Origin of the sequence: Streptomyces olivaceus, from assembly GCF_000721235.1 — a bacterium.
In the GTDB taxonomy this organism is placed as follows: Bacteria; Actinomycetota; Actinomycetes; order Streptomycetales; family Streptomycetaceae; genus Streptomyces; species Streptomyces olivaceus.
The window spans coordinates 82,869-108,746 of record NZ_JOFH01000009.1 but is presented as its reverse complement, the minus strand read 5'-3'; the positions used below and the strand labels follow the sequence as shown (position 1 = coordinate 108,746).

Here is a 25,878-nt window from a genome sequence, read left to right as displayed (position 1 = left end):
ACACCGACCGGTCCCGGCGTTACGCGCGAGCCCGAAACCGGCAGGGAGAAAAGAAATTCCCCGGAACCGCGTAACGCCGTACCGCCACCCGTGTCCAACGTCCGAAGCACCAAACGACCACGGTTGACGGAGGACACCATGACGACCGCACCGCAGACGGCCACCATCGAGACGAAGGCCGAGAAGAAGAACGGCACCACGGGCACGGCCGGCCGCAGCGCCCAGGGCGCCACCACCACCGTGAGCGGCGGCTCCACCGGCGCCACCGAACCGGCCGCGACGCGGGGCCGCACGTCCATCGCCGACGTCGTGGTCGTCAAGATCGCGGGCATGGCGGCGCGCGAGATCCCCGGCGTGTACGACATGGGCGGCGGCCTGTCCCGCACCATCGGCGCCGTCCGCGACCGCGTGCCCGGCGGCCGGCCCAACGTGGGCCGCGGCGTGAAGGTCGAGGTGGGCGAGCGGCAGACCGCGATCGACCTGGACCTCGTCGTCGAGTACGGGGTGCCCATCGCCGACCTCGCCCGGGACGTGCGGGAGAACGTGATCGACGCGGTCGAGCGGATCTCCGGTCTGGAGGTCGTCGAGGTCAACATCACGATCAACGACGTGCACCTGCCGGACGACGAGGACCCGGAGCGTCCGGTGGAGGCGCGCGTGGAGTGACTTACGGAATCCGGAGCAGGTGACGAGGCGGAGGTGAGTGATGAGCAGAGCGACGATCGGCATGCTGGTGGGCATGGCGCTGGCCTTCGCCGGATGGTTCGGCGGCTTCGGGGCGTTCCTGTTGGTCGCCGCGCTGGGAGCGGTCGGCGGTGTCCTGGGGCGCCTGGTGGACAACGGTACGGACTGGCGTGAGTTCCTGGCCCCGGGCGACCGGAGGACACGGTGACGGACACGCCGGCCACCGGCGTTCCCGCCCGCACGGCGCCGGCCGAGCGCGGGCGGACGGTCGTCGCCGACCGCGCGGTGCGCCGGATCGCGGAACGGGCCGCCGCCGAGGCCGACCTCGCCGGGCGGCGGGCCCGGGTGACCCACGGCTCGGCGGCGGTGCGCGGGCGCCGCACCGACGTCTCGGTCGACGTGCGGCTGCCGTACCCGGCGGCGCTCGGGGAGGCGGGGGAGCAGGTCCGCGGCCGGATGGCGGAGCGGGTCGCCGAGCTGAGCGGCCTGACCGTGCGGGCGGCGACCGTCCGCGTCCAGTCGCTGGCCCCGGACCGGTCGCCCGCGCCCCAGCCTCCGCCCGACGCCGACCGCCCCACCGGTGGCCGCCCCACCGGTGGCAGGGCCAGGCGCCCCTGGTCGGCCCGACCGCTCCCGGCCGCCCTGGTGGCCCTGGTGGGTGCGGCGGCGTCCGGCGCGCTCCTCTACGACGTCCTGTCGGTGCACCTCGCCGACCGGCGTCCGGCGTCCTGGCGCACCGGCGCGGTCGACTGGCTCGCGACCCACGGCCCCGGGGACACGGCCGTCGTCGCGGGCGGTGCCGTGGCCGCCGTCCTGGGCGCCTGGCTGCTCTGCCTGGCCCTCACGCCGGGCCTGCGCGGCGTCCTGCCGATGGCCCCGGTGCCGGGACAGCGCCGGCAGCGGGCCGTACTGGACCGCACGGCCGCGGCCGAACTGGTCCGGGACACCGCCTCCGCCGTCCCCGGCGTGACGCACGTCCGCGTGCGCTGCGGCCGGCGCCGCGTACGCCTGCGCGCCCACCTCGCCTTCGGCGACCGCGCCACGACCCGCGCCGCCCTGCGCACCGCGGCCGGCACCGCGCTGGCCGGTCTGGGCCTGGCCCGGCCGCTCAGGCCGCGCGTCGCCCTGCGCACGGAACCCCACTGGCGCGCGCCGGGCACAGAGCCGGCGCCCGCCGCACCGACCCCTACGCCCCCGCCCGCGCCGACCGGCGGCGCGGGGCCGGACTCCGGCACCGACCGGGGCGGGACACCGGAACCGGAGCCCGGCACCCGTCCGCCGGACGCGACGGCTCCGTCCGAGGCTCCGTCCTGGGCTCCGTCCGGCGACGAGACGCCGGCCGACCCGACGACGGCGAAGGAGACCGACTCGTGAACCCGTGGCGCAACGCCGTCAACCGGACCCTGCTCGCGCTGACCGGCGCGGCCCTGCTGGCCGGCGGCGGATGGCTGGCCCTCAGCGGCGGATCGGTCGCCGAGCGGCTGCCCGGCTGGTGGCCCGCCCCGGAGCACGGGACGGTGCTCCTCGACCGCGCCGCCCTCGCGGACCTGCGCGACAGCGGCTGGTGGACGCCGGTCGTCGTCGCGGGCACGGTGTGCGCGCTGCTGCTGTGCCTGACCTGGCTCCTGGCCCAGCCGCGCCGCGGCGGCGCACGGCGGCTGCCCCTCGCGGGCCCGCCCCTCACCCTGCGTTCCCGCGCGCTGGCCGACGCCGTCGCCCGGCGCGCCGAGGCGACCGACGGCGTCGACCGCGCCCACGTACGCCTGCCCGCCGGCAAGAAGCGGTCGCGGGCCCGCGTACGGCTGCTGCTCGACCCCGGCGCCGCCCCCGGCCCGGTCCTGGAACGGGTCACCCGAGGCCCCCTCGACGAGGCCGCCCGCTCCCTGGCCCCGCACCCGCTGCGGACCCACGTCCACCTGGCCGTACGGTCCGCCCGCGAGCGGCGTGCGCGATGACGGCGTACCTGGAGGGACACCTGACCCGGCTCCGGGACCGCTCGGTGCCGTGGATCGGCGCGCTGCGCCGGGTGCCGCGCGCGATGTGGGACGACAACGTCTCCGACTGGGCCGCCGCCCTCACCTACTACGCCGTCCTCGCGCTGGTGCCCGCCCTCGTCGTCACGGCCTCCGTCACCGGCCTGGTCGCACCGGACCTGACGGACCGCCTCATCGCCGACGTGACCTCGTGGGCGCCCGCCCAGTCCGGCGCCGAACTGCACCGCACCCTGCACGAGGCGGCCGGGGAGCGCTCCGCCGCCCTGACCGTGGCCGTCGCGGGCACTCTCGGGTCCCTGTGGTCCGCCTCCAGCTACCTCGCGGTCTTCCGGCGCGCCCTGCACGAGATGCACGGCGTGCCCGACCAGCGGCCCCTGTGGCACCGCCTGCACCGCATCGTCCTGACCGCGCTGAGCCTGCTCGGCCTGCTCGTCGCCAGCGCGCTGGTGCTGCTCCTGACCGGACCGCTGGCCAAGGCCCTGGGCGGCAGGTTCGGCATCGGCTCCACGGCCACCACCGCCTGGTCCCTGCTGCGCTGGCCGGTACTGCTGGGCCTGGTGGTCCTCCTGGTCCTGGTCCTCTTCCGCACCGGCCCCGTCCAGGCCCGCCGCAGCCGCCAGGCCGTACCCGGCGGCGCCCTGGCGGCCCTGCTGTGGCTGGTCTCCTCGGCCGGCTTCTCCCTCTACGCCTCCGGCATCGGCACCTACGGCCGCCTGTACGGCTCCCTCGCGGGCGTCGTCGTCTTCCTGGTGTGGCTGTGGGTCTCGCACCTGTCCCTGCTGGCCGGCGCCCGCTTCGTCGTGGAGCTGAGCCGGGCGGAGGACTGACGGCGCCCGGACCGGCAGGGGTGCCGTCCCGGACAGTGGAGAGGGGGCGCTGCGGGCCGCTCGTGGAGGCCCGCAACGCCCCCTGGTCTGAGGGGTGCCGTGACTACGAGCTGACCTGCTCGGTCACCAGGTCCGAGAACGCGGTCAGCCGGGAGTACACCCCGGGGTAACCGGCCCGGGCGCAGCCTTCGCCCCAGGAGGTGATACCCGCCAGGACGCCCTCGACGAGGAGGGGCCCGCCGCTGTCGCCCTGGCAGGCGTCCACGCCGCCGGAGGGAAGCCCGGCGCACACCATGTCGCTCGCGGCGTAGTCCGAGCCGTAGGAGTCGCCGCAGTCCGCGTCCGACACCACCGGCACCGTCGCGGTCCGCAGCTGGTCGGAGGAACTGCCGTTCTCCCGGGTCGTGCCCCAGCCGAGCACCCGGGTCTCGGTACCGGCCTCGTACACCGAGGTGTCCGACGCGGAGACGTACTCGGCCGGGGTGTACGGCATCTCCGACGACAGGGTCAGCACGGCGACGTCGGCGCCGTTGGTGACGTCGGTGTAGTCGGGGTGCGTCCAGATGTCGCTGACCTCGGCGACCGTGCCGTCGGAGCCGCTGAGCAGGGTGCGTCCGCCGACGACCCGGACGCCGCTCGGGCTCTCCCCGGCCATGCAGTGCGCGGCGGTGACGACCTTGGTCGGCGAGACGAGGGTGCCGCCGCAGAACTGGCTCTGCGAGGCGTCGGTGATCTGCATGACGAACGGATACGCGTCCGTCGTGGTGGTGGAGCCGCCGACGATCGGCTGCGGCGCGGCGACGGCACTGGGCGCGGCCAGCAGCGCGGCGGCGCCGGCGGCGGCCAGTGCGGCGGCCGCCGATCCGGCACGGTTGAGCCCGAACATTGAGTCTCCTCAAGGGTGTTGCCGGTGGGGGGTCGCCCGGGCGTGGGGGGTGACACGGGGGTCTCGGGACAGATCCCGTGTGCCCGGGCGAACGGCACGTGGTTCACGCTAGAACCGGCGCTCGCGGCGCCCAATGAGGGAACCCCCTAGGGGCGCCGGGCAGGGTTAACCCTCGGTACGCGACCGGTAAACCCTCGGCGTGCCGAGCCTGCCCGTCAGCCCGTCAGCCCGTCAGCCCGTCAGCCCGTCAGCCCGTTCGGCCGCCCGCCGCCAGGCGGACGAGGTCGACCCGGGAGCGGATACCGAGCTTGCGGTAGACGCGGGTCAGGGTCGCCTCGACGGTCTTGACGCTGACGAAGAGACGGGCGGCGATCTCCCGGTTGGTGGCGCCCTCCATGACCAGCGCGGCCACCTGACGCTCCATCGGCGCCAGCCCCGCCAGCGTGTCCGCGACCTCGGGCGGGGCCGGCGGTGCGGGCGGTCCGGCCGCCCGGGCCGCGACGGCCGTGTCCACCCGCCGCAGCCAGGGCAGCGCCCGGCAGCGCCGGAAGAGCCGCGCCGCCTCGTCGTACGACGCCGACTCCGGCGCCCGCCCCGGCCGTTCGGCGTGCAGTTCGGCCAGCGCGAAGGCCGCCCGCGCCTCCTCCAGGCCGAAGCCCAGCGCGGCCAGCCGTTCCCGCGCCGACGTCAACCGCGCGACGGCCGCCCGGTGTTCGCCCCGCGCCGCCCGCACCAGGGCCTCGGCCCGGTCCAGTACGGCGAGCACGCTCCCGCGCCCCAGCCGCAGCGCGTGGGCCCGGGTCACCTCGATGACGTCCAGCGCCTCGGCCGGCTCCCCGGTGCGCACCAGGGCCTCCGCGAGGTCGCCCTGCCAACGGCCGCGCGCCGGGTCGGTGATGCCCGCCGCGGCCTCCAGCTCCCGCACCCGGCGCAGCGCCCGCACGGCCGCACCCGCGTCGCCCGACACCAGGCTCGCGTGCCCGAGCACGGCCAGCGCCCGCGACAGGTACACGACGTCCCCGTCCTCCTCGGCCCGCCGCACCGCCTCGCGCGCCAGCTCCAGGGCCCGGTGCGGGTCGCCGCCCGCGGCCTCGGCGAGCGCGGCCTGCATCGCGCCCGCGCCCTCCCCGATGCCCGCGTCCCGCGCCAGGGTCAGGCTCTCCCGGGACAGTTCGAGCGCCCGGCCGCAGTGGCCGGAATGCAGCTCGGTCTCCGCGAGGAAGCGCAGGTAGTGCACCTCGCTCTCGGCCATGCCGCGCCGGCGCACCTCGCGCAGCAGGGCGGTCACCGTGGTCCGCGCCTCGGCCAGCCGGTCGCTCATCACCAGCCAGCGGAACCGGGACGAACCGGCCCCGTTGTGGTGGCACGCCACCCGCGCGTCCTGCGGCTCCTCCAGCGCCCGCCGGATGGTCGCCGGGGCGTCCGGATGGCCCATCAGCGTCTCGGCCTGCGCCTGGAAGGCGAGCGCCAGCAGTTCGCTGCGCCGGTCCCCGGCCCGCGCCGCCAGCCGGGCCGCGTGCGCGGCCTCCTCCCGGCCCTGCGCGAAGTCGCCCTGCACCACGAGGCCGCGCCAGGCCAGCTGGTAGTGGACCAGGGCGAGCAGCCGGGGGTCGTCGCCCGCGTCGGCCAGCGCCTGCGGGAAGACCGCGTCCACCTCGCCGATGGCCTGCCCGGCCGCCTCGATCACCACCATCCAGGCGCGGACCCGCTCCCCGGGCGCGGTGGCCCGGGCGAGTACCTCGTGGGCGAGGTCCCGGGCGAGGTCCTGTTCCCCCGCGGTGATGGCGTCCTCGGCCGCCGCCAGCCGGCGCTCCTCCGGACCGGGTGTGCTGTCCGCCGGGGTGTGCCGGGCGGCGAGCAGACCGAGCGACGCGGCCACCGAGGGCGCCCCGCGGTCCCGGGCCAGCGCGGCCGCCCCGGCCAGCCGGTCCGCGACCCGCGGGTCGGTGCCGGTGGTGGCCAGCGCCAGGTGCCGGGCGCGCTCGATCGGGTCGGAGGCGGCCGTGGACAGCGCGGCGTGCGCGGCCCGCCGCTCCGACGTCGGCGCCTCGGCGTACAGCGCGGCCGAGATCAGCGGATGCGCGAACCGTACGGTCGGACCTTCCGGGTCGGGTGCCAGCAGCCCGAGCGCCGCGGCCTGGGCGGTCTCGGCCTCGGCGTTCTCCCGGCCGGCCGCGTGCAGCAGCGCCGGTGTCGGGCGGGCACCGGCGCTGGCCACCAGGAGGGTGCGGCGCGCCTCGTCGGAGAGCATCTCCAGCCGGGACAGGACCAGCGCGCGCAGCGAGGTCGGCACCGGCAGCGGCTCGCCCGGACGCGGCGCGGCGGGACTCTCGGCCAGGGCCCGGCCCAGCTCCAGCGCGAACAGCGGGTTGCCGCCGCTGGTGCGGTGGATGTCCCGGACCGTGGAACGGTGCAGGCCCGTGTAGCCGCGTTCGCCGAGCAGCGCGGAGACCTGGGCGCGGGTCAGCGGGCCGAGGCGGACCGCGCGGGTGTCCGGCGGGGAGGCCCGCAGATGGCGGTCGTACTCCGCCCCCTCCGTCTCCGGGCCCTCGGTCCGCACCGCGCACAGCAGCCGTACCGGGGTGTCGCCCAGGCGGCGGGCCGCGAAGCCGAGGAGTTCCGCGCTGGCAGGATCCAGCCACTGGAGGTCGTCGGCGACGACGAGGACCGGGCCCGCGGCGGCCAGGGCGCGCAGCGCGGACAGCACCGCCAGGCGCAGCGCCAGTCCGTCGCGCTGGAGCGTTGACTCGCCGCGCCCGGTGAGCGCCGACTCCAGCGCGGTGCGCTGGGCCGCGGGCAGCCCGGGGGACACCTCGTCCAGGACGAGGCCCAGGAGGTCGGCGAGGGCGAGGAAGGGAAGGTGGGATTCCGACTCGGTGGCCGAGCAGCGCAGGACGGTGTGTGCCGTGCGGGCATATTCCGCGGCCAGGGTCCGCAGCACGGTCGACTTTCCAATTCCGGCGGGCCCGTGCAGCAACACACTGCCACCCCGGGTCAGTTGCTCACGCGCCGCGCCGAACGAGTCCTCCCGGCCGATGACCAGGGCGGAGCGGCGTCCGGCAGACTCCGCGAAGTCCCGTGGCACGGTGACCGCTCCCCTCCGTGTGTCGTGTCCGGGCCAATATTAGGCAATGGGCCGAAGCATTACGGAAGGGACGACGAGGTGAGCCAAATTACAAACACCGGAGACGCGAAAACAAACTCCGCCGGAAAGCCCCGGACCGCCCTGTGACGCCGGGTGCCTGCGGCAGCCACCCCGTGACGTCGGGTGCCTGCGGCAGCCACCCCGTGACACCGGGGCCTACGGCAGCCACCCCGTGCGGCGGGCCGTGGCGACCGCCTCGCCGCGGGTGCGGGCGCCCAGCTTGCGCATCGCCGACCGCAGGTAGCTCTTGACCGTCTCCGGGCCCAGGCCGAGCCGCCGCCCGGCCTGGGCGTTCGTGGCGCCCGCCGCCACGCACGCCAGGACGTCCACCTCGCGCGGAGCCAGCCGGGGCCCGGGCCGGGGAGCGTCGCCCGCCGCCAGCAGGCCGCACGCGTCCAGCAGCTCGTCCCGCAGCGCCGGGTCCGTGATCCTGGGCGCCAGCGCCCGCAGCGCCGCGTGCGCCTCCCGCACCTGCTCCCAGGCCGCACCGCCCGGTGCATCGCCCACGGGACCGCCCGCCGCACCGGCCACCGCACCACCCGCCGCACCGGGCACCGCACCGCGGCCCCCTCCCGGCCGGGCCGCCGCCAGCAGCTGTCCCGCCTCGTCCCGCAGCACCAGGGCCTGCTCGACGTCCCGCGCGGCGGCCACCGCGGCGTCCAGCGTGCGGTCACCCAGCGGCTCGGCCGTGCGCAGGGCGCCGTACAGCACGCCGCGCACCCGGCGCCGTACCACCACGGGCACCGCCAGTATCGAGCGGAGCCCCTCGGCGGCCACCGGCAGGTCGTACTCGTGGCTGATCTGCCGCGAGACCGAGTAGTCCGTCACCGCGCACGGGCGCGACAGCGCCACCGCCCGGCCGCCCAGTCCGTTGCCGGAGGCTACCGCGAGCGCGCTGAGCGCCGCCGTCGCCGTGCCGCTCAGCTCGCTGATGCGCACCTGCGGACGCCCGGACTCCACCAGCCCGCCGAAGGCCACCGGCAGCCCGGTCGCGCGCCGCAGCCGCACCAGCGCACTGCGGATCTCCACTCCGTCGGCCGTGTCCACCACCACTCGTTCCGCCCTCCCGGCGCCCGTCCCGGGGCGCACACCCCCGTTCGGGGGTAGTGAGACCTGCATCACGGATTACACGATGGTTTCGAGCCGCCCGGCAAGGTCCGGCACCAAGGAGGACAGATGACGACGGCCACGGAGCTGTTCCGCAGCGCACGGGACTTCCTGCTGGAACACCGTACGGACTACACCGCCGCCCACGAGGGCTTCACCTGGCCCCGGCCGGCGTACTTCAACTGGGCCCTGGACTGGTTCGACGTCATCGCCGACGGCAACGAGCGCACCGCCCTGCACATCGTCGAGGAGGACGCCACCGAGGTCCGCGTCTCGTTCGCCGAGATGTCCGCCCGCTCCGACCGCGTCGCCAACCGGCTGCGCGAGTGGGGCGTGCGCGCCGAGGACCGCGTCCTCGTCATGCTCGGCAACCAGGCGGAACTCTGGGAGACCGCGCTGGCCGCGATGAAACTGCGCGCCGTCGTCATCCCGGCCACCCCGCTGCTCGGCCCCGCCGACCTGCGCGACCGCGTCGACCGGGGCCGGGCCAGGCACGTGATCGTCCGCTCCGGGGACACCGGCAAGTTCGACGACGTGCCCGGCGACTACACGCGGATCGCCGTCGGCGGCACGACCGCGCCGGGCTGGCTGGCCTACGAGGACGCGCACACCGCCTCCGACGCCTTCACCCCGGACGGCCCCACCGCCTGCGACGACCCGCTGATGCTGTACTTCACCTCGGGCACCACCGCCCGCCCCAAGCTGGTCGAGCACACCCACGTGTCCTACCCCGTCGGCCACCTGGCGACCATGTACTGGATCGGGCTGCGGCCCGGCGACGTGCACCTGAACATCTCCTCGCCGGGCTGGGCCAAGCACGCCTGGTCCAACCTGTTCGCGCCCTGGAACGCCGAGGCGACCGTCTTCCTGTACAACTACACCCGGTTCGACGCGACCCGGCTGCTGGCCGAGATGGACCGGGCCGAAGTGACCACCTTCTGCGCCCCGCCGACCGTGTGGCGCATGCTGATCCAGGCCGACCTCGGCCAACTCGCCACCCCGCCCCGCGAGGTCGTCGCCGCCGGTGAGCCGCTCAACCCCGAGGTGATCGAACAGGTCCGCCGCGCGTGGAACGTGACCGTCCGCGACGGCTTCGGCCAGACCGAGACCGCCGTGCAGATCTCCAACAGCCCCGGACAGCTGCTCAAGACCGGTTCCATGGGCCGCCCCAGCCCCGGTTACCGCGTCGAACTCCTCGACCCGGTCAGCGGCGCGCCCGGCGCCGACGAGGGCGAGATCGCCCTGGACCTGTCCGACAGCCCCGTGGGCCTGATGACCGGCTACCACGGCGACCCCGACCGCACGGCCGAGGCGATGGCCGGCGGCTACTACCGCACCGGCGACATCGGCGCGCGCGACGCGGACGGCTACCTGACCTACGTGGGCCGGGCCGACGACGTGTTCAAGGCGTCCGACTACAAGATCAGCCCCTTCGAGCTGGAGAGCGCGCTCCTCGAACACGAGGCGGTCGCCGAGGCGGCGGTCGTGCCCGCGCCGGACGCGCTGCGCCTCGCGGTGCCGAAGGCGTACATCGTGCTCGCGGCAGGGTGGCAGCCGGGACCGGACACCGCGAAGGTGCTCTTCGAGCACTCCCGCTCCACGCTCGCCCCCTACAAGCGCCTGCGGCGCCTGGAGTTCGGCGAGCTGCCCAAGACCGTCTCCGGCAAGATCCGCCGCATCGAGCTGCGCGAGGCCACGGCGACCGGCTCCACCGACGAGTACCGCGAGGAGGACTTCCGGTGACCCCACCCCCACCCCCGCCGCAGCCGTCGTACGCCCACGGCACCAGCACCACCCCGCTGCTCGGCGACACCGTCGGCGCCAACCTCGCGCGCGCCGTCGCCGCCCACCCGGACCGCGAGGCCCTCGTGGACGTGCCGTCCGGACGGCGCTGGACCTACGCCGAGTTCGGCGCCGCCGTCGACGAACTGGCCCGCGCACTGCTCGCCAGGGGCGTCACCCGGGGCGACCGGGTCGGCATCTGGGCCGTCAACTGCCCCGAGTGGGTCCTCGTCCAGTACGCCACCGCCCGCATCGGCGTCATCATGGTGAACGTCAACCCCGCCTACCGGGCCCATGAGCTGGAGTACGTCCTGAGGCAGTCCGGCATCACGCTGCTCGTCGCCTCCCTCGCCCACAAAAGCAGCGACTACCGGGCGATCGTGGAGGAGGTCCGCGGCCGGTGCCCCGCGCTGCGCGAGACCGTCTACATCGGCGACCCGTCCTGGGACGCGCTCACCGCGGGCGCCGCGGCGGTGCCGCAGGAGCGGGTCGACGCGCTCGCCGCCGAGCTGAGCTGCGACGACCCGGTCAACATCCAGTACACCTCGGGCACCACCGGCTTCCCCAAGGGCGCCACCCTCTCCCACCACAACATCCTCAACAACGGCTACTGGGTGGGCCGTACGGTCGGCTACACGGAGCAGGACCGGGTGTGTCTGCCGGTGCCCTTCTACCACTGCTTCGGCATGGTCATGGGCAACCTGGGCGCCACCTCCCACGGCGCCTGCGTCGTCATCCCGGCCCCGTCCTTCGAGCCGGCGGCGACGCTGGAGGCGGTGCAGCGGGAGCGGTGCACGTCCCTGTACGGCGTCCCGACGATGTTCATCGCCGAGCTGAACCTGCCGGACTTCGCCTCGTACGACCTCACCACCCTGCGCACCGGCATCATGGCGGGCTCGCCCTGCCCGGTGGAGGTCATGAAGCGGGTGGTCGCCGAGATGCACATGGAGCAGGTCTCGATCTGCTACGGCATGACCGAGACCTCCCCGGTCTCCCTGCAGACCCGCATGGACGACGACCTCGGACACCGCACCGCCACCGTCGGCCGGGTCCTGCCGCACATCGAGGTCAAGGTCGTCGACCCGGTCACCGGCACAACCGTGCCGCGCGGCGACGCGGGCGAACTGCGCACCCGCGGCTACAGCGTGATGCTCGGCTACTGGGAGGAGCCGGAGAAGACGGCCGAGGCGATCGACCCGGGCCGCTGGATGCACACCGGGGACCTCGCGGTGATGCGCGAGGACGGGTACGTGGAGATCGTCGGCCGCATCAAGGACATGATCATCCGGGGCGGCGAGAACATCTACCCGCGCGAGGTCGAGGAGTTCCTCTACGGCCACCGCAAGATCGCGGACGTCCAGGTCGTCGGCGTACCGCACGAGCGGTACGGCGAGGAGGTGCTGGCCTGCGTCGTCGTGCGCGACGCCGCCGACCCGCTCACGCTGGAGGAGCTGCGGGCGTACTGCGACGGGCAGTTGGCCCACTACAAGGTCCCGAGCCGCCTCCAGCTCCTGGACTCCTTCCCGATGACCGTCTCCGGGAAGGTGCGCAAGGTGGAGCTGCGCGAGCGGTTCGGCGCCCCGCCGGAGCCGGACGGCAGCTGAGGCCGCACGGGCCCCAAGCCCGCCGGCGCCGGACGGCAGCTGAGGCCGCACGGCCCGCGGCCCGCCGGAGCCGGACGGCCGCCCGGGGCCGCGCGGCCTCAGCCCGCGGCCCAGCCGGCGCCCACCGCGCACAGCGCAGGGAGCACGAACAGCGCGGCGCCGAGCAGGTGCGGGAACCGGCCGCGTTCCCGCACCACCTCGCGGACCGTGAACGCCTTGCGCTGGGCCGCGTTCGTCCGCTTCGTCGACAGCGGGGTCAGCGAGCCCACCAGCACCAGCACCACCTCGGACCAGCGCAGCCGCGCCTCGCCGCGCACCGGGAGCGTCCACGACGACACCCAGCCGCGGAAGGGCAGCAGCGCCAGGACCGTCCCGCACAGGAACCCGGCGCACGCGGCGAACACCGACTGCCACGGCGCCCGGACACCGAACCCGAGGACCAGCGCCAGGGCGGCGACCGCGGGCAGGGCCACCATCGGGATCCACCGCTCCCGCCGCACCGGCAGCCAGCGCAGCAGCACGCAGGTGAGCACGAGGTCGAAGACCAGTACCGCGAACACGGAGAGGGGAAGGAGCACCTCGGAATCCTCAGCTGTCGGGAGGGGCGGCCGCCGCCCCGCTCATCCGATGAGAACGGCCACGAGGGCCGTCGTGGCCGCGAACGCGAGCAGGAAGACGAGGAGCTGCCCCTTCGTCACCTCGTCCGCCCGCCGGCCCTCGCGGTACAGGGCCAGCTGACGGGAGAGGTACGGGGCGTAGAGCAGCCGCAGTACGACGAGGACCAGGGCGACGAGGGTGAACAGGAAGAGCGCCTGCCGTCCGTCGCTGCCCCGCGCCAGGGTGTCTCCGCCGATGGCCACGGCGCCCGCCAGGGGCGGCAGTACGGCGGCGAACCGCTGGGCCTTCGTCGCGGCCAGCGACTGCCCCGCCACGGCGAGGGCGATTCCGGACACGACGGCCAGGATCCACCACTGGGCGACGGACATGTCGGGCGTCAGCATGAACTCTTCACCTCTTGCGGGCCGCGGTTGGCCACGGCGACGTCGGCGCACGGGGCGGGACGGTGATCGTATCCCGTCCCGCCCCGTCCGGTTGAGCGGTCGGCTACCAGGTCAGCCACCCGACGACCGTGGTCGCCGCGTCACCCACCACGCCGGAGATCTTGGAGCCGACCTCCTCGGCCACGGGCCGCAGCGCGTCGTCCAGGCCGCCGAACTTGCTGATCAGCGCTCCCTTGCCGAGGAAGATGCCGCCCACCGCGAACATGCCGAGCGCCGTGTGGAAGTCGCTGCCCTGCCAGTTGTCCGCGATGCCGTTCAGCAGGGCGCTCGCTCCCTGCAGGCCCCAGGAGACGAGGCCGACCGCGCCGGCCGCAGCCAGCAGGGCGGGCGCGGCGGGCGGGAAGCACAGGGCGCCCACGCCGAGGATGACGCTGGCCCCGCCCGCGATCGTGCTCCAGTGCCCGGTGACCGTCGCCCACTGCTTGGCCGAGCCGATGTCCTCCGGCCACAGCTCCCAGTCCCAGTACCAGGGCTTGTCCTCGTCCTCGTTCTGGGACGGGTTGGTCCCGTTCTCCTTGTCCTGCTTGGCCTTCTCCGCGGCCTTGCGCGCCGCCTCGGCGGCCTCCGCCTTCCGCTTGGCCGCGACGATGGCGTTGGCCTCGCTGGCGGCGTCGGCGGCGGCCTTGGCGTCCGCGCCGGCCTGGATCGCCGAGGCCCGGGCGCTGGCCGCCGAGGCCTGCGCCTGGGCGGCGGACGCGACGGCCTGCCGCGCGGAGGCGGACGCCTGCCGCATGGAGTAGTTCGCCGTCCTGGCCGCGCCGCGGGCCACGGTCGCCGCCTGCGAGGCGCTGGCCGCCGACGCGGCGGCGTCGGCCGCGGACTTGTCGGCCGCGTCCGCGTTGGCCTTCGCGTCGTCGGCGGCGTCGGCGGCGTCCTCCGCGTGGCCCTTCGCCTTGGCGGCCCACTCGGTCGCCTCCTCCGCGGCCTGCCTGGCCTCCGCCGCCGCCTTGGAGGCCAGCGCGGCGTCCTCCAGCGCCTTGGCGGCGACCTTCGCGGCATGCGCGAGGGTCGCGCGGACGGCGGCGACGTGGGTGGCGTGGTCCTCGTCGAGGCGGGCGATGTAGTACTTGTCGCGGGCGACGAAGTACCGCCGCATCCGGGCGGAGCCCTCCAGGACGATCTCCGCGGCCGACTTCATGTACGGGCCGCCCGAGTTGAGCAGGCGGAAGATCTCGACCTGGTCGTCCTGCTTGACGGCCTCCGCCAGCTCCACGTTGAGGAAGCGGTGCAGGGCCAGGGCGCCGCCGTCCGAGAGCGCTGCCTCGGCCTTCGCCCTGACCGCCTTCCCCGGGTCCTCGTTCAGGATCGAGAACACGGTGACCCGGTTGTCCGTGGCCGCCGCCTCGATGACGCCGGTGGCGAGGAAGTCGGTCGCCGCGTCCTCGGCCTCGTCGGCGAGCGCCTTGTGGGCGGCCTCGGCGACGGCCGGCTTGGCCGACTCGGCGATGGTGAGCACCGTCTCGCGGTCGTCCTGCCGCTGGGCGAGGAGGCGGTCGGCGCCGATCCAGTTGACGACGTCCTGGTCCTCGCCCGCGAGGGCGAACTCCGCGGCGCCGCGGGTCCAGCTGCCGGTGGAGTCCAGGAGCTTGACGGCCGCCTCGCGGCCCCGGGTGACGGCCGTCGCGGTGTCGCCGGCCTCCAGGGCCGCCTCCGCCGCGGCGATCGCGTCCTTGGTCTCGGTGGCGGTGCGGTCCGCCAGGGTGCGCTGGTTGTCGGCCTGCTTGGCGTCGTCGATCTCGGCCTGCGCCCTCAGCCGCGCCTCCAGGACGCCGAGTTCGGTGTCCTCGGTGATCCGGGCGGTCTCCGCCTCGCGCGCCGCGGTCTCCACGGCCTTGGCCTCCTCGACCGCGTCGGCGGCCGTGTTCGCCGCCTTCACCGACGCCTCGGCGTAGGCGGTGGAGCGCTTGGCGTACTCGACGGCCTCGCCGGCGTGCTTGGCGGCCTCCTCGGCCGCGTCCGCGGCCGCGTCGGCGTGGTCGGCCGCGCTGTTGGCGGCGTCCCGGGCGACCGCCGCCGCGGCGGCGGCCCGGTTGGCCAGGGTCCGGGCGGTACCGGCGGCCCGGGTGGCGCGCCCCGCGGCCGCGTTGGCCTCGGCGGCGGCCTGCCGGGCGGCGGCAGCCTGGGACTGGGCGACACCCGCCGACGCGGCCGCGCTGGCGGCGGCGTTGGCGGCGGCCGCGGCGTTCTGCGCCGCCCCCGCGGCGGCGGAGCCGGCGGCCGACGCCTGCCGCGAGGCGACGGCGGCGTGATCGGCGGCCTTCGCCGCGGTGCGCGCGCGGCTCGCGGCGTTGCGGGCGCCCTCGGCCGCGGCGCGCGCGGCGGACGCCTTGGAGGCGTCCTTGGAGGCGGCGATCGCGGCACCGTAGGCGCGGGAGGCGGCGTTGCCCGCCGAGGCGGCGGCAGCGGCGGCGGCCTGCGCCGCCCGTGCGGCCCGGCCCGAGGCGGCCTGAGCGGTGCGGGAGGCGGCGATCGCGGTGTTGGCGGCGTTGGCCGCGCCCCGGGCGGCGCTCGCCGCGCTGTTGGCCGCGCGGGCCGACTTGCGGACGTCGTCCTTGGCGGCCAGGGCCTCCTCGGCGGCCTTCTCGGCGGCGGCCTTGGCCTTCTCCGCGGCCTTCTTGGCCTGGTCGGACGCGGCCACCGCCTGGTCGGACTTGAGGCTCGCCTGCTTGCCCTCGCGCTCGACGACGGCGACCAGCTGCTCGATCGTCGCGGTCTCCTCGTCGCGGGCCCGCGCGATGAACTGGCCGGAGACGAGGAAGCGGCGGACGGCAGCGGGCGTGCCCTCGTCCAGGGCCCGCTCGGCGTACTTCTTCACCTCGGGCGAGGCGGTGCTGAGGATCGTGAAGAGTTCGACCTTCTCGTCCTCGGCCTGCGCCGTGTACTGCGTGTCGTCCAGGAAGGTGCGCAGCGCCTTGGCGGTGCCCGCGTCCAGGGCCTTGGTGGCCTCGCGCGCCACTCCGGTCCCGCTGTTGTTCATGACGGTGAGCACCGCGACCCGCAGGTCGGTCGTGACGGGTTCGACGTAGCCGTCGTTCAGATAGGCGGTGACGGCGTCGTCGCCCGCGCTCAGCGCCGACTCGGCCGACTGCTGGGTGGACCTGCCGGCGTGCGGGAGTCCGCTGAGCACGGCGAAACGATTGTCCTCCGCCTGGGCGACGGGGAGTTCACTGCTGAGGAAGGCGGAGACGGCGGCCTGCGAACCGGTCAGGGCGAGGGCGGCGGCCTCACGGACGGCGACGCCGCCGATCTTGTACTGCCACACCGCCCTGCCGCGGTCGGTGTCGGGCAGATCCGGGTCGGTGTCGCCGGGGTCGCCCTCGGCGGCCCGGGCGGGTGCGGCGGCGAGGACGGTCAGGCCGGGCAGGGCCGGAACGGCGGCGGCCCCGGCGATGGTCGTGAGTATGCGGCGTCTGCTCCACAGTGACGCGGACAAATTGAGAATCCTTCCCGTACGGGCAACGGCCGGACGACTACGGACACGACGGCCCGACGGCCCATTTCAAGAAGGGCGTTGACAGGCCGTCACGGAGTCGGGAGTGCGCGTCGGAACATTACCTCTCCGTCACCGAATCATCACCATTATTTCGGCGGAAAAATTTCCGCGGAGGGTAAATTTGCCGAGGTAGATGCGCTGTCGAATGCGAAATGCATTACTGGACCTTCACGCGCCCTTCACAGAATCTCCACGGAGTTCCGTACAACTTTTCCGCAAGTGACGCACGTCACGTGCCCCTTGCAATCAGTGACCAGTTTGTGACGGTTAAGTCGTTGGACAAAAGCATTTCCGCCGACTTCCATCGGGACGCCGCGGGGTGCGGGCACGGTCTCGGTCGCCCCGTGGCCGCACTTGTGCCGGACATTCGGTTCGCCTCGACCCATAGGACTGTGATGAAGAGAAAGTCGCGCATCGGTAGATCGGGAATGAAGGGTCGTTTCCTGATACGGACGGCGGCCGCCGCGGTGGCCGCGGGAGCCCTGGCCTGGCTGGTGGCGGCCCAGGCGGACACCTCCGTCGGCCGGGACGGCACCGCCGTGCGGGCCGTCGCCGACGAGGCACCCGGCTACGCGGTCGAGGACTTCGCCTATCCGCAGGCGGACAAGATCCTCGAAGAGCAGGGCATCCTCCTCAAGCGCGGCGACGGCCACATCGTCCTCGCCGCGTGCCAGGCGGGCACCGGCCAGCTGGAGGTCTACTCCCGCGAGACGGCGAGCGTCTGCTTCGAGGTCAGCGGCAGCGACGGCTGGCTGACGATGGAGATCCCGTCGGTCTACGGCGTGAAGACGAACGAGTACGCGACCGAGGTCGACATGACCGTCGCCGACGAGGAGAAGTCCTGGGACATCCCGGCCAACTCCTGGAAGGGCGTCGGCGAGAGCGACGACGGGCAGGGGCGTCCGCACGTACTGGTGGAGATCAGGACGTCCAAGTGACCGGCAGGGCCCCAGCAGTGACGAGCAACCAGCCGAACCGTCCCTCCGGACCCGCAGCAAGGAACACGACAATGCCGCACCCCAGATCCAGACACGTGCGCCTCACCGCGCTCGCCGCCGCCCTGCTCGCCGGGCCGCTCGCGCTGACCGCCGGCCCCGCGGCCGCCGTGACCGGCCCCGCGGTCCCCGACTCCGACACCACCCGCGCCTACACCGCGCAGATCGTCGTCGGCGACCACGACCGCGGCTGCTCCGGGGTCCTGGTCGACGCCGAGTGGCTGCTCACCGCGGCCAGTTGCTTCGCCGAGAACCCCGTCGAGAGCCTCGCCGTGCCCGCGGGCAAGCCCGCCCTGACCACCACCGCCACCATCGGCCGCGCCGACCTCACCGGCACCGGGGGCGCGGTCCGCACGGTCGTGGAGCTGGTGCCCCGCACGGACCGGGACGCGGTGCTGGCCCGGCTGAACCGCCCGGTCACCGATGTCACCCCCGTCGCGCTGGCCACCGCCGCGCCCACCGCGGGCGAGAAGCTGACCCTCAGCGGCTACGGCCGCACCAAGACCGAGTGGGCGCCGCTGAACCTGCACACCGGCACCTTCTCCGTCGGAGCCGCCGACGCCACCACCGCCACCGTCACCGGCGAGGACGGCGTGGCCGCGTGCATGGGCGACACCGGAGGCCCCCTGGTCCGCACCGTGAACGGCGGCGCACAGCTGGCCGCCCTCGGCAGCCGCTCCTACCAGGCGGGCTGCTACGGCATCGACGCCGCCGAGACCCGTACCGACGGCATCGTCACCCGCGTCGACGACCTCGGTTCCTGGGTGGCGTCCAAGGTGGGCGCGGGCCGGATCACCGACTTCAACTGCGACGGCGTCGAGGACATCGCCGTCGCCGACCCGCTGGCCACCGTCGGCGGCGACGCCAAGGCCGGCCTCGTCCGGATCGTCTACGGCGGCGGCCGGGGAACCGCCGAGATCTCCCAGGACCTCGACTGGGTCCCGGGCGGGTCCGAGCCGGACGACCAGTTCGGCGCGGCGCTGGCCACCGTCGACTACGACGAGGACGGCTGCACCGACCTGGTGGTCGGCACCCCGCGCGAGAACCTCGGCTCCGCCACCGACGCCGGCATGGTCGACATCCTGCACGGCGGCCGGGACGGCCTCGGCACCTCGGCGACCAAGTTCACCCACTTCGAGCAGGCCAAGGGCAACGGCTCCCTCTCCGCCTCCACCCCGGAGACCGGCGACCTGATGGGCGCGTCCCTCGCCGCCGGCACCACCGCCGCCGGCAAGCCCTTCGTGGTGATCGGCACGCCCGGCGAATCCCTCGGCAGCCTCGCCGCCGCGGGCGAGGCCTTCTACGTGCACGACGGCACCAACGTCACCCTGCACCAGGACCGCGCCGACACCCCCGGCACCGCGGAGGCGGGCGACCGCTTCAGCGAGAGCGTCGCGGCCGACGCCAACCACATCGCCATCGGCGTGCCCGGCGAGGCGATCGGCACGGACGCCGAGGCCGGCGGCGTGACGGTGTACTCGCACGCGCTGAACGCCGAGAAGCGGCCCACCCCGCTGTTCGGCATGGACCAGGACCTGGACACCGTCTCCGGCGGCTCCGAGCCCGGCGACCTGTTCGGCGCGTCCGTGGCCCTGGCCCCCTACCGCCCCGCCGGCTCCGCGAAGGCCGACGAGTCGCTCCTCGCGATCGGCTCGCCGGGCGAGGCCCTGAACGTGAACGGCGTCAGCAAGGCGGAGACGGGCAGCGTCCTCACCTTCCGCGTCACGGCGAACGGCACGTTCACCCAGCTCAACGGCATCTCCTCCGGCACCGGCGACGACGACGTCTCCGGCACCTCCGAGGCCGGTGACCACTTCGGCGCCACCGTGACCGCGATCAACACCGCGCCGCGCGAGGTCGGTACGGAGGCGACGATGAAGATGGCCGTCGGCATCCCCGACGAGGCCATCGGCACGGCGAAGAGCTCCGGCGCCGTGCACGTCTTCTCGATGCTCGGCTCGCCCGGCGCCAACGACAAGTGGATCGAGTCCGGCGACGGCGACGGCATCCCGGGCGCGCCCGGCGCGGGCCAGCGCCTCGGCTCCAGCATCCACTTCACCGGCACCCACCTGTACGTCGGCATGCCGTACGGGCCCACCAGCACCGGTGCGCTGTACGCCCTGCCGATGTCCAACGTGACCCTCGGTCAGCCCAACGCCGAGCCCACCGTGTACCAGCCGGGCCAGGGCGGGCTCCCGTCCTCCGGCACCGCCTTCGGGTACGCGGCGAGGTAGCGGGCGGTTCCCGCACGGGTGCGCGGCGGCAACCGCCCGCACCCGGCGGTTCTCAGTCGGCCGTGGCGTCCAGCGCCACGGCCGACGCGTTGGCCGGGCGCGGCACGCCCGTCCTTTCGAGCACGAACAGCGGCACGTCCAGCAGGTCGGCCCGGACGCGGGCGTCCGCCGCGTAACCGGCCAGCGAGAAGTACACGCAGCGCGCCGACTCCGCCATCGCCGTCAGCCACAGGCACTCCACGTCCCGCACCGAGGCCGGGTCCGCCGCCGGGTCGACCTGGACGACGATGCCGGGCGCGGCCAGCCCGACGCCGGACAGCGGCCGCTGGTCGGCGCGCCGGACGTCCCGGTGCCCCAGCCCGCGCAGGTACAGCACGGCGGCGGTGACCGCGTCCCGGGCCGTGCGGATCGGCACCGCCCGGTGGGCCGGCACCCGGGACCCGGGAGCGCGTTCGGAGCGGCCCGGGGCCGTGGCGTCGACGGGCACGCACAGCACCGTCCCGCAGGGGCAGCCCAGTTCCGGCCGCGGCCACGGGCTTCCGGCCCCGCAGGCCGCGCAGCGCACGGTGATCCACTCCTCGTCCCACGCCCGGTGGGTGACCGGGCTCGCGCTCCCCTCCGGGTCGAGCGCCGGCGCCACGGGCTGCCCGCACACGCAGGGGTACGAGGGCGCCGTGTAGCGGTGCCGGCGCCCGCAGGCGGTGCAGCACACCGAGATTGTCTCGGACATGACCCCCATCGTCCTCCCTTGACGGCCTCCGGCCACCCACTTACATTACTTCCAGATCGTAGAAACCAAATTTCGCTATACGGAAGTTGCTACGGAAGAGCTCACCGCGGGGCGCGACGGGAGTGCGAATCCGACAGCCGGAGCAGGAGTACTCGATGGCTCGTATGACCGCTGCCCGAGCGGCAGTTGAGATCCTCAAGCGCGAGGGCGTCACCGACGCGTTCGGTGTGCCGGGCGCGGCGATCAACCCCTTCTACGCGGCGCTCAAGGCGTCCGGCGGCGTCCAGCACACCCTCGCCCGCCATGTCGAGGGCGCCTCGCACATGGCGGAGGGCTACACCCGCACCCGTCCCGGCAACATCGGCGTGTGCGTCGGTACTTCGGGCCCGGCCGGCACCGACATGATCACCGGCCTGTACTCGGCGAGCGGCGACTCGATCCCGATCCTGTGCATCACCGGCCAGGCACCGACCGCGGTGATCCACAAGGAGGACTTCCAGGCCGTCGACATCGCCTCCATCGCGGGGCCGGTGACGAAGATGGCGGTCACCGTCCTGGAGGCCGCGCAGGTCCCCGGCGTCTTCCAGCAGGCGTTCCACCTGATGCGCTCCGGCCGCCCGGGACCGGTCCTGATCGACCTGCCGATCGACGTCCAGACGACCGAGATCGAGTTCGACCCGGAGACCTACGCGCCGCTCCCCGTCTACCGCCCCACCGCCACCCGTGCCCAGGTCGAGAAGGCGATCGGCCTGCTCAACTCCGCCGAGCGCCCGCTGATCGTGGCCGGCGGCGGCGTGATCAACGCCGACGCGGCCGACCTGCTCGTGGAGTTCGCCGAGCTGACCGGAACCCCGGTCGTGCCGACCCTGATGGGCTGGGGCCTGCTCCCCGACGACCACGAGCTGAACGCCGGGATGGTCGGCCTGCAGACCTCGCACCGCTACGGCAACGCGACCTTCCTGGAGTCCGACTTCGTCCTCGGCATCGGCAACCGCTGGGCCAACCGCCACACCGGCAAGCTGGACGTCTACACCGCCGGGCGGACGTTCGTCCACGTCGATGTCGAACCGACCCAGATCGGCAGGATCTTCGCCCCGGACTACGGCATCGCCTCCGACGCCGGGGCGGCCCTGGAGCTGTTCGTCGAGGTCGCCGGGGAACTGAAGGCGGCGGGGAAGCTGCCCGACCGCACCGCCTGGGCCGCCTCCGCGCAAGAGCGCCGGGCCACCCTCCAGCGCCGTACGCACTTCGACGACGTCCCGATCAAACCGCAGCGCGTCTACGAGGAGATGAACAAGGCCTTCGGCCCCGAGACCCGGTACGTCTCCACCATCGGCCTCTCGCAGATCGCCGGCGCCCAGATGCTGCACGTCTACCGTCCGCGGCACTGGATCAACTGCGGCCAGGCCGGACCGCTCGGCTGGACCGTCCCGGCCGCCCTCGGCGTCGCCAAGGCCGACCCGGACGCCCAGGTCGTGGCGCTCTCCGGGGACTACGACTTCCAGTTCATGCTGGAGGAGCTGGCGGTCGGCGCGCAGCACAAGATCCCCTACGTGCACGTCCTGGTCAACAACTCCTACCTGGGCCTGATCCGCCAGGCGCAGCGGGCGTTCGACATCGACTTCCAGGTCAACCTGGAGTTCGAGAACATCAACTCGCCCGAGCTGGGCGTCTACGGCGTCGACCACGTCAAGGTCGCCGAGGGCCTGGGCTGCAAGGCGGTCCGGGTGACCGACCCGAACGAGCTGGGCGCGGCCCTGGAGCAGGCCAAGAAGCTCGCCGCCGAGCACCGGGTGCCGGTCGTCGTCGAGGCGATCCTGGAGCGCGTCACCAACATCTCGATGTCGGGGACGAACGACATCTCCAACGTGGTGGAGTTCGAGGAGGTCGCGACCGAACCGGGGCACGCGCCGACGGCGATCCGGACGCTGAAGGTCTGACCCGCGCGGCCGGCCGAGCGCCGGGAGCGGCCCGTTCCCCAGGAGGGGGGCGGGCCGCTCCCACGTGTCCCGGCCCTCCCCGGCTGCGGACGGCGCCTACGCGCTCGTCAGCTCCCGGGATGCTCGTGCAGCCCCGGCCAGTCCTCCGGGCCGCCGCCCTGCCACTCGACCAGGTTGCTGTCCTCGACGTCCGTCACGTACAGGTCGGCCCGGCGCAGCAGTTCGGCGACGTCGTCGATGTGCGAGGCGACACCGAGGGTCTCCTCGCCGGAGGTGACGCGGCGGGAGCCGTCCAGGGCGGGGGAGTGGACGACGACGTGCGGGTGCTCGGGTGGGTGTGCCATGCCTTCAGGCTGCTGCGCGGACACGGATTCCGCACCCCGGCGGACGCCGGAAAGCGCCGGGGTGCGGAGTTTTCCGCACCCCGGCGCTTCCAGGTCGGTGGTGTGCGTTCAGGCGGTGCCCGTCCGGCGGCGCGAGGCCGGGCGCGACAGGTCGTTCGCGCCGCCGGACGGAGTCTCGTCCCTCCCGGAAGGAGGGTGGCTGGGACCGCGGCGGTGCGACGGGCCCGCGGCGCTCCTCCCCTCAGGTCGTAGGAGAAGCGTCCGTGCCTTTCACCACCGCACTGGCTCGCAGGCCGCCGCGGTCCTCGCCCTGCCCGCGCCGGCACCCGGCTCGCACCCCTCATCCGGGTCGCCCGGTGCCCGCGCGGGCCGCGCACACGGCCCCGGCCTCCCCGCCGGGTTCCGTGCGCGGGCCGGTGGGTCAGTCCTCGCGCAGGGCGCGGACCGCCTCCGCCACGCGCCTGCCGTACTCGCGGTCGGCCGCGTGGAAGTGCGCGAGGTTCTTCTCGACGACGCCGCCGCGGGAGACCTGGGAGAGGCCGCCCGCGATGGTCGCGACCAGCCGCTCCCGCTCCTCCTCGCTCATCAGCCGGTACAGCTCGCCGGCCTGGAAGAAGGGGTCGTCCTTGGTGTGCTGCGGTGCCTCGTGGGTGCCGGTGTGCCCGGAGACCTCGAGCGGCGCCGCCAGCGGCCGGCCCGTCTCGACCGGGCCGTCGTAGGAGTTCGGCTCGTAGTTCCGGGCGTCGCGGCCCTGCGGGTTGGCCGCCATCAGACCGTCGCGGCCGTAGTTGGCCGCGCCGCCGGGGACCGCCCGCGGGGCGTTGACCGCGAGCTGGGTGTGGTTGACGCCGAGGCGGTAGCGGTGCGCGTCCGCGTAGGCGAACAGGCGGCCCTGGAGCATCTTGTCGGGGGAGGGGCCGATGCCCGGCACGAAGTTGTTCGGCGAGAACGCCGCCTGCTCGACCTCCGCGAAGACGTTGTCCGGGTTGCGGTCGAGGACCAGCCGGCCCACCCGCCTGAGCGGGTGGTCGCGGTGCGGCCACACCTTGGTCACGTCGAACGGGTTGAAGCGGTAGTCCGCCGCCTCGGCCACCGGCATCAGCTGCACGTACAGCGTCCAGGACGGGTGCACCCCGCGCTCGATCGCCTGCACCAGGTCCGTCTGGTGCGAGGCCGGGTCCTCGCCCGCGAGCTTCGCGGCCTCGTCGGCGGTCAGGCAGCGGATGCCCTGGTCGGTCTTGAAGTGGTACTTGACGAGGAAGGACTCGCCCTCGGCGTTCGTCCACTGGTAGGTGTGCGAGCCGAAGCCGTCCATGTGGCGGTAGGACGCCGGGATGCCGCGGTCGCCCATCAGCCACGTCACCTGGTGCGTGGCCTCGGGGGAGTGCGCCCAGAAGTCCCAGACGTTGTCCGGCTCCTGACGGCCCGAGAACGGGTCCCGCTTCTGCGAGTGGATGAAGTCGGGGAACTTGATCGGGTCCTTGATGAAGAACACCGGGGTGTTGTTGCCGACGAGGTCGTAGTTGCCCTCCCCGGTGTAGAACTTCACCGCGAAGCCGCGCGGGTCGCGGACCGCGTCCGCGCCGCCCAGCGAGTCGGCCACGGTGGAGAAGCGCAGGAAGACCTCGGTGCGCCTGCCGACCGCGCTGAGGAAGTCGGCGTGCGTGAAGCCGGTGACGTCGTCGGTGACTTCGAAGTGGCCGTAGGCGCCGGAGCCGCGGGCGTGCACCACACGCTCCGGGATGCGCTCCCGGTTGAAGCGGGCGAGCTTCTCGATGAGGTGCTGGTCCTGGATCAGGAGCGGGCCGCCGATGCCGGCGGAGGCGGAGTTCTGGTTGTCGGCGACCGGGGCGCCGGACTCGGTGGTGAGCACGCGCTGCGACATCGTGGACCTTCCGTGACCTTGGTGCGAGCGTCAGCGGAAACGCATTTCCGCTTTGTGGAGCTTCAGGGGGCTGGGGTGGAGCCTAGGTTTGGGCGGGTGGTGCGTCAACAGTTTGTTGAAGTGGGTTCCGGGCGGCGGCGCCGCTCGGGCGCGACAGGACAGGTGTCAGCGGCGCCGCCACCCGGAAGTCTCATGCGGTGGTGCGTACGGCGGTGGTCCGTGGGGCAGTGGCGCGTACGGCAGTGGTGTGTAGGGCCGTGGTGTGTACGGCGGTCAGCCCCGGTCGCCGGAGAGCCGCTCCACGGCCCGCAGCAGGGCCGAGTGGTCCAGGCCGCCGTCGCCCTGGGCGCGCAGGGACGCGACCAGCTGGGCGACCACGGCGCCGACCGGCAGGGCCGCGCCGACGGTGCGGGCGGCGTCGGTGACGATGCCCATGTCCTTGTGGTGCAGGTCGATGCGGAAGCCCGGTTTGAAGTCGCGGCCGAGGAAGTTGTCCTTCTTCCGCGTCAGCACGGTCGAGCCGGCCAGACCGCCGCCCAGCACGTCCAGCGCGGCCTTCAGGTCCACGCCGGACTTCTCCAGGAAGACCACGGCCTCGGCGCACGCCTGGATGTTGACGGCGACGATCAGCTGGTTGGCGGCCTTCACGGTCTGGCCCGAGCCGTGCGGACCGCACAGCACGATGGTCTTGCCCAGCGCCTCCAGGAGCGGCCGCGCCTCGTCGAAGTCGGCCTGCTCGCCGCCGACCATGATGGACAGCACGGCCTCGACCGCGCCGGCCTCGCCGCCGGAGACGGGGGCGTCCAGGACGCGCAGGCCCTTGCCCTTCCCCGCCTTCGCGAGGTCCACCGAGGTCTGCGGGGTGATCGACGACATGTCGACAAGGAGCGCGCCCGGCCGCGCGTTCTCCAGGATGCCGTCGGGGCCGTAGGCGATGGCCTCGACCTGCGGGGACGCGGGCACCATGGTGACGATCACGTCGGCGTCGCGCACGGCCTCGGCGATCGAGCCGGCCGCGGTGCCGCCGGCCGCGGAGAGCCGGTCCAGCTTCTCCTGCTCCAGGGTGAAGCCGGTGACCCGGTAACCCGCCTTGACCAGGTTCTCCGACATGGGGGAGCCCATGATGCCGAGGCCGATCCAGGCGATCTTGGGGAGCGTGCTCATGAT

At 74.2% G+C, this 25,878-nt stretch carries 20 protein-coding genes; 10 read left to right on the top strand and 10 right to left on the bottom strand.

Annotated elements, in window-relative coordinates:
* The first annotated feature begins 138 nt into the window (after positions 1–138).
* From IG94_RS0112345 to IG94_RS0112325, 5 genes are read left to right on the top strand one after another with little or no spacing between them, the layout of a single operon-like run.
* Positions 139–666, top strand: coding sequence for an Asp23/Gls24 family envelope stress response protein (locus IG94_RS0112345; protein WP_031034604.1), 528 nt, complete (start codon positions 139–141; stop codon positions 664–666).
* Positions 667–706: 40 nt separating this feature from the next.
* The gene (locus tag IG94_RS0112340; RefSeq protein ID WP_031034601.1) at positions 707–892 is read left to right on the top strand and encodes a hypothetical protein; all 186 of its coding nucleotides are present in this window, start codon (positions 707–709) and stop codon (positions 890–892) included.
* Positions 889–2,058, top strand: coding sequence for a DUF6286 domain-containing protein (locus IG94_RS40385; RefSeq protein ID WP_052410652.1), 1,170 nt, complete (start codon positions 889–891; stop codon positions 2,056–2,058). Before IG94_RS0112340 ends, IG94_RS40385 begins: the two co-directional genes overlap by 4 nt.
* Complete coding sequence (locus tag IG94_RS0112330) at positions 2,055–2,639, top strand: hypothetical protein (protein WP_031034595.1); 585 nt, start codon at positions 2,055–2,057, stop codon at positions 2,637–2,639. Before IG94_RS40385 ends, IG94_RS0112330 begins: the two co-directional genes overlap by 4 nt.
* Positions 2,636–3,505, top strand: coding sequence for a YihY/virulence factor BrkB family protein (locus IG94_RS0112325; protein WP_031034593.1), 870 nt, complete (start codon positions 2,636–2,638; stop codon positions 3,503–3,505). Before IG94_RS0112330 ends, IG94_RS0112325 begins: the two co-directional genes overlap by 4 nt.
* Positions 3,506–3,608: 103 nt before the next feature.
* On the opposite strand, the gene IG94_RS0112320 is transcribed toward IG94_RS0112325, so the two are convergent.
* The 3 genes from IG94_RS0112320 to IG94_RS0112310 all read right to left on the bottom strand — a co-directional run bounded on the left by IG94_RS0112320 (position 3,609) and on the right by IG94_RS0112310 (position 8,589).
* A complete protein-coding gene (locus tag IG94_RS0112320; protein WP_031034591.1) occupies positions 3,609–4,391 on the bottom strand; it encodes a S1 family peptidase in 783 nt (260 codons plus the stop codon).
* A gap of 247 nt (positions 4,392–4,638) precedes the next feature.
* Positions 4,639–7,476, bottom strand: a complete 2,838-nt coding sequence (locus tag IG94_RS0112315) for an ATP-binding protein (protein WP_031034590.1) — start codon at positions 7,474–7,476, stop codon at positions 4,639–4,641.
* Between the two features lie 216 nt (positions 7,477–7,692).
* On the bottom strand, positions 7,693–8,589 hold the full coding sequence (locus tag IG94_RS0112310) for a helix-turn-helix transcriptional regulator (RefSeq protein WP_031034588.1): 897 nt from the start codon (positions 8,587–8,589) through the stop codon (positions 7,693–7,695).
* A 123-nt stretch (positions 8,590–8,712) separates the two neighbouring features.
* On the opposite strand from IG94_RS0112310, the gene IG94_RS0112305 reads away from it, so the two are divergent.
* A complete protein-coding gene (locus IG94_RS0112305) occupies positions 8,713–10,386 on the top strand; it encodes an AMP-binding protein (protein WP_031034586.1) in 1,674 nt (557 codons plus the stop codon).
* Positions 10,383–12,029 carry a linear/branched/unsaturated fatty acid:CoA ligase LbuL gene (gene lbuL, locus IG94_RS0112300; protein ID WP_031034584.1) on the top strand — a complete coding sequence of 549 codons (1,647 nt, stop codon included), beginning with the start codon at positions 10,383–10,385 and terminating at the stop codon, positions 12,027–12,029. Before IG94_RS0112305 ends, lbuL begins: the two co-directional genes overlap by 4 nt.
* 98 nt (positions 12,030–12,127) lie before the next feature.
* Here lbuL and IG94_RS0112295 read toward each other — a convergent pair whose 3' ends face one another.
* From IG94_RS0112295 to IG94_RS44065, 3 genes are all read right to left on the bottom strand, one after another.
* Positions 12,128–12,607, bottom strand: a complete 480-nt coding sequence (locus tag IG94_RS0112295; protein WP_031034581.1) for a hypothetical protein — start codon at positions 12,605–12,607, stop codon at positions 12,128–12,130.
* 42 nt (positions 12,608–12,649) lie between these two features.
* A complete protein-coding gene (locus tag IG94_RS0112290; protein ID WP_031034579.1) occupies positions 12,650–13,030 on the bottom strand; it encodes a hypothetical protein in 381 nt (126 codons plus the stop codon).
* Between the two features lie 103 nt (positions 13,031–13,133).
* Positions 13,134–16,523, bottom strand: coding sequence for an ALF repeat-containing protein (locus tag IG94_RS44065; protein ID WP_043483466.1), 3,390 nt, complete (start codon positions 16,521–16,523; stop codon positions 13,134–13,136).
* Between the two features lie 488 nt (positions 16,524–17,011).
* Between IG94_RS44065 and IG94_RS0112280 the strand changes: the two genes are divergently transcribed.
* Both IG94_RS0112280 and IG94_RS0112275 read left to right on the top strand, forming a co-directional pair.
* Positions 17,012–17,521 carry a hypothetical protein gene (locus IG94_RS0112280; RefSeq protein ID WP_031034576.1) on the top strand — a complete coding sequence of 170 codons (510 nt, stop codon included), beginning with the start codon at positions 17,012–17,014 and terminating at the stop codon, positions 17,519–17,521.
* Positions 17,522–17,592: 71 nt separating this feature from the next.
* Positions 17,593–19,812: a trypsin-like serine protease gene (locus tag IG94_RS0112275; protein WP_043483463.1), complete on the top strand. Its 2,220-nt coding sequence runs from the start codon at positions 17,593–17,595 to the stop codon at positions 19,810–19,812.
* A gap of 52 nt (positions 19,813–19,864) precedes the next feature.
* Here the strand turns inward: IG94_RS0112275 and IG94_RS0112270 are convergent, their stop codons facing one another.
* Positions 19,865–20,551: a hypothetical protein gene (locus IG94_RS0112270; protein ID WP_031034574.1), complete on the bottom strand. Its 687-nt coding sequence runs from the start codon at positions 20,549–20,551 to the stop codon at positions 19,865–19,867.
* A gap of 146 nt (positions 20,552–20,697) precedes the next feature.
* On the opposite strand from IG94_RS0112270, the gene gcl reads away from it, so the two are divergent.
* A complete protein-coding gene (gcl, locus tag IG94_RS0112265) occupies positions 20,698–22,482 on the top strand; it encodes a glyoxylate carboligase (protein ID WP_031034573.1) in 1,785 nt (594 codons plus the stop codon).
* Positions 22,483–22,589: 107 nt separating this feature from the next.
* On the opposite strand, the gene IG94_RS0112260 is transcribed toward gcl, so the two are convergent.
* From IG94_RS0112260 to IG94_RS0112250, 3 genes are all read right to left on the bottom strand, one after another.
* Entirely contained in the window at positions 22,590–22,826 is a 237-nt protein-coding gene (locus IG94_RS0112260) for a hypothetical protein (protein ID WP_031034572.1), read from the bottom strand.
* 421 nt (positions 22,827–23,247) lie between these two features.
* Positions 23,248–24,711: a catalase gene (locus tag IG94_RS0112255; protein ID WP_031034571.1), complete on the bottom strand. Its 1,464-nt coding sequence runs from the start codon at positions 24,709–24,711 to the stop codon at positions 23,248–23,250.
* A 273-nt stretch (positions 24,712–24,984) separates the two neighbouring features.
* Positions 24,985–25,875: a 2-hydroxy-3-oxopropionate reductase gene (locus IG94_RS0112250; RefSeq protein ID WP_031034570.1), complete on the bottom strand. Its 891-nt coding sequence runs from the start codon at positions 25,873–25,875 to the stop codon at positions 24,985–24,987.
* Positions 25,876–25,878: the final 3 nt, after the last annotated feature.

What these genes read in the sequence shown, in the direction of transcription:
- IG94_RS0112345 (WP_031034604.1), top strand. Translation starts at nt 139, where the DNA reads ATGACGACCGCACCGCAGACGGCCACCATCGAGACGAAGGCCGAGAAG.
- IG94_RS0112340 (WP_031034601.1), top strand. Translation starts at nt 707, where the DNA reads ATGAGCAGAGCGACGATCGGCATGCTGGTGGGCATGGCGCTGGCCTTC.
- IG94_RS0112325 (WP_031034593.1), top strand. Translation starts at nt 2,636, where the DNA reads ATGACGGCGTACCTGGAGGGACACCTGACCCGGCTCCGGGACCGCTCG.
- IG94_RS0112320 (WP_031034591.1), bottom strand. Translation starts at nt 4,391, where the DNA reads ATGTTCGGGCTCAACCGTGCCGGATCGGCGGCCGCCGCACTGGCCGCC.
- IG94_RS0112305 (WP_031034586.1), top strand. Translation starts at nt 8,713, where the DNA reads ATGACGACGGCCACGGAGCTGTTCCGCAGCGCACGGGACTTCCTGCTG.
- IG94_RS0112290 (WP_031034579.1), bottom strand. Translation starts at nt 13,030, where the DNA reads ATGCTGACGCCCGACATGTCCGTCGCCCAGTGGTGGATCCTGGCCGTC.
- IG94_RS0112280 (WP_031034576.1), top strand. Translation starts at nt 17,012, where the DNA reads ATGAAGGGTCGTTTCCTGATACGGACGGCGGCCGCCGCGGTGGCCGCG.
- IG94_RS0112275 (WP_043483463.1), top strand. Translation starts at nt 17,593, where the DNA reads ATGCCGCACCCCAGATCCAGACACGTGCGCCTCACCGCGCTCGCCGCC.
- IG94_RS0112270 (WP_031034574.1), bottom strand. Translation starts at nt 20,551, where the DNA reads ATGGGGGTCATGTCCGAGACAATCTCGGTGTGCTGCACCGCCTGCGGG.
- gcl (WP_031034573.1), top strand. Translation starts at nt 20,698, where the DNA reads ATGGCTCGTATGACCGCTGCCCGAGCGGCAGTTGAGATCCTCAAGCGC.
- IG94_RS0112260 (WP_031034572.1), bottom strand. Translation starts at nt 22,826, where the DNA reads ATGGCACACCCACCCGAGCACCCGCACGTCGTCGTCCACTCCCCCGCC.
- IG94_RS0112255 (WP_031034571.1), bottom strand. Translation starts at nt 24,711, where the DNA reads ATGTCGCAGCGCGTGCTCACCACCGAGTCCGGCGCCCCGGTCGCCGAC.
- IG94_RS0112250 (WP_031034570.1), bottom strand. Translation starts at nt 25,875, where the DNA reads ATGAGCACGCTCCCCAAGATCGCCTGGATCGGCCTCGGCATCATGGGC.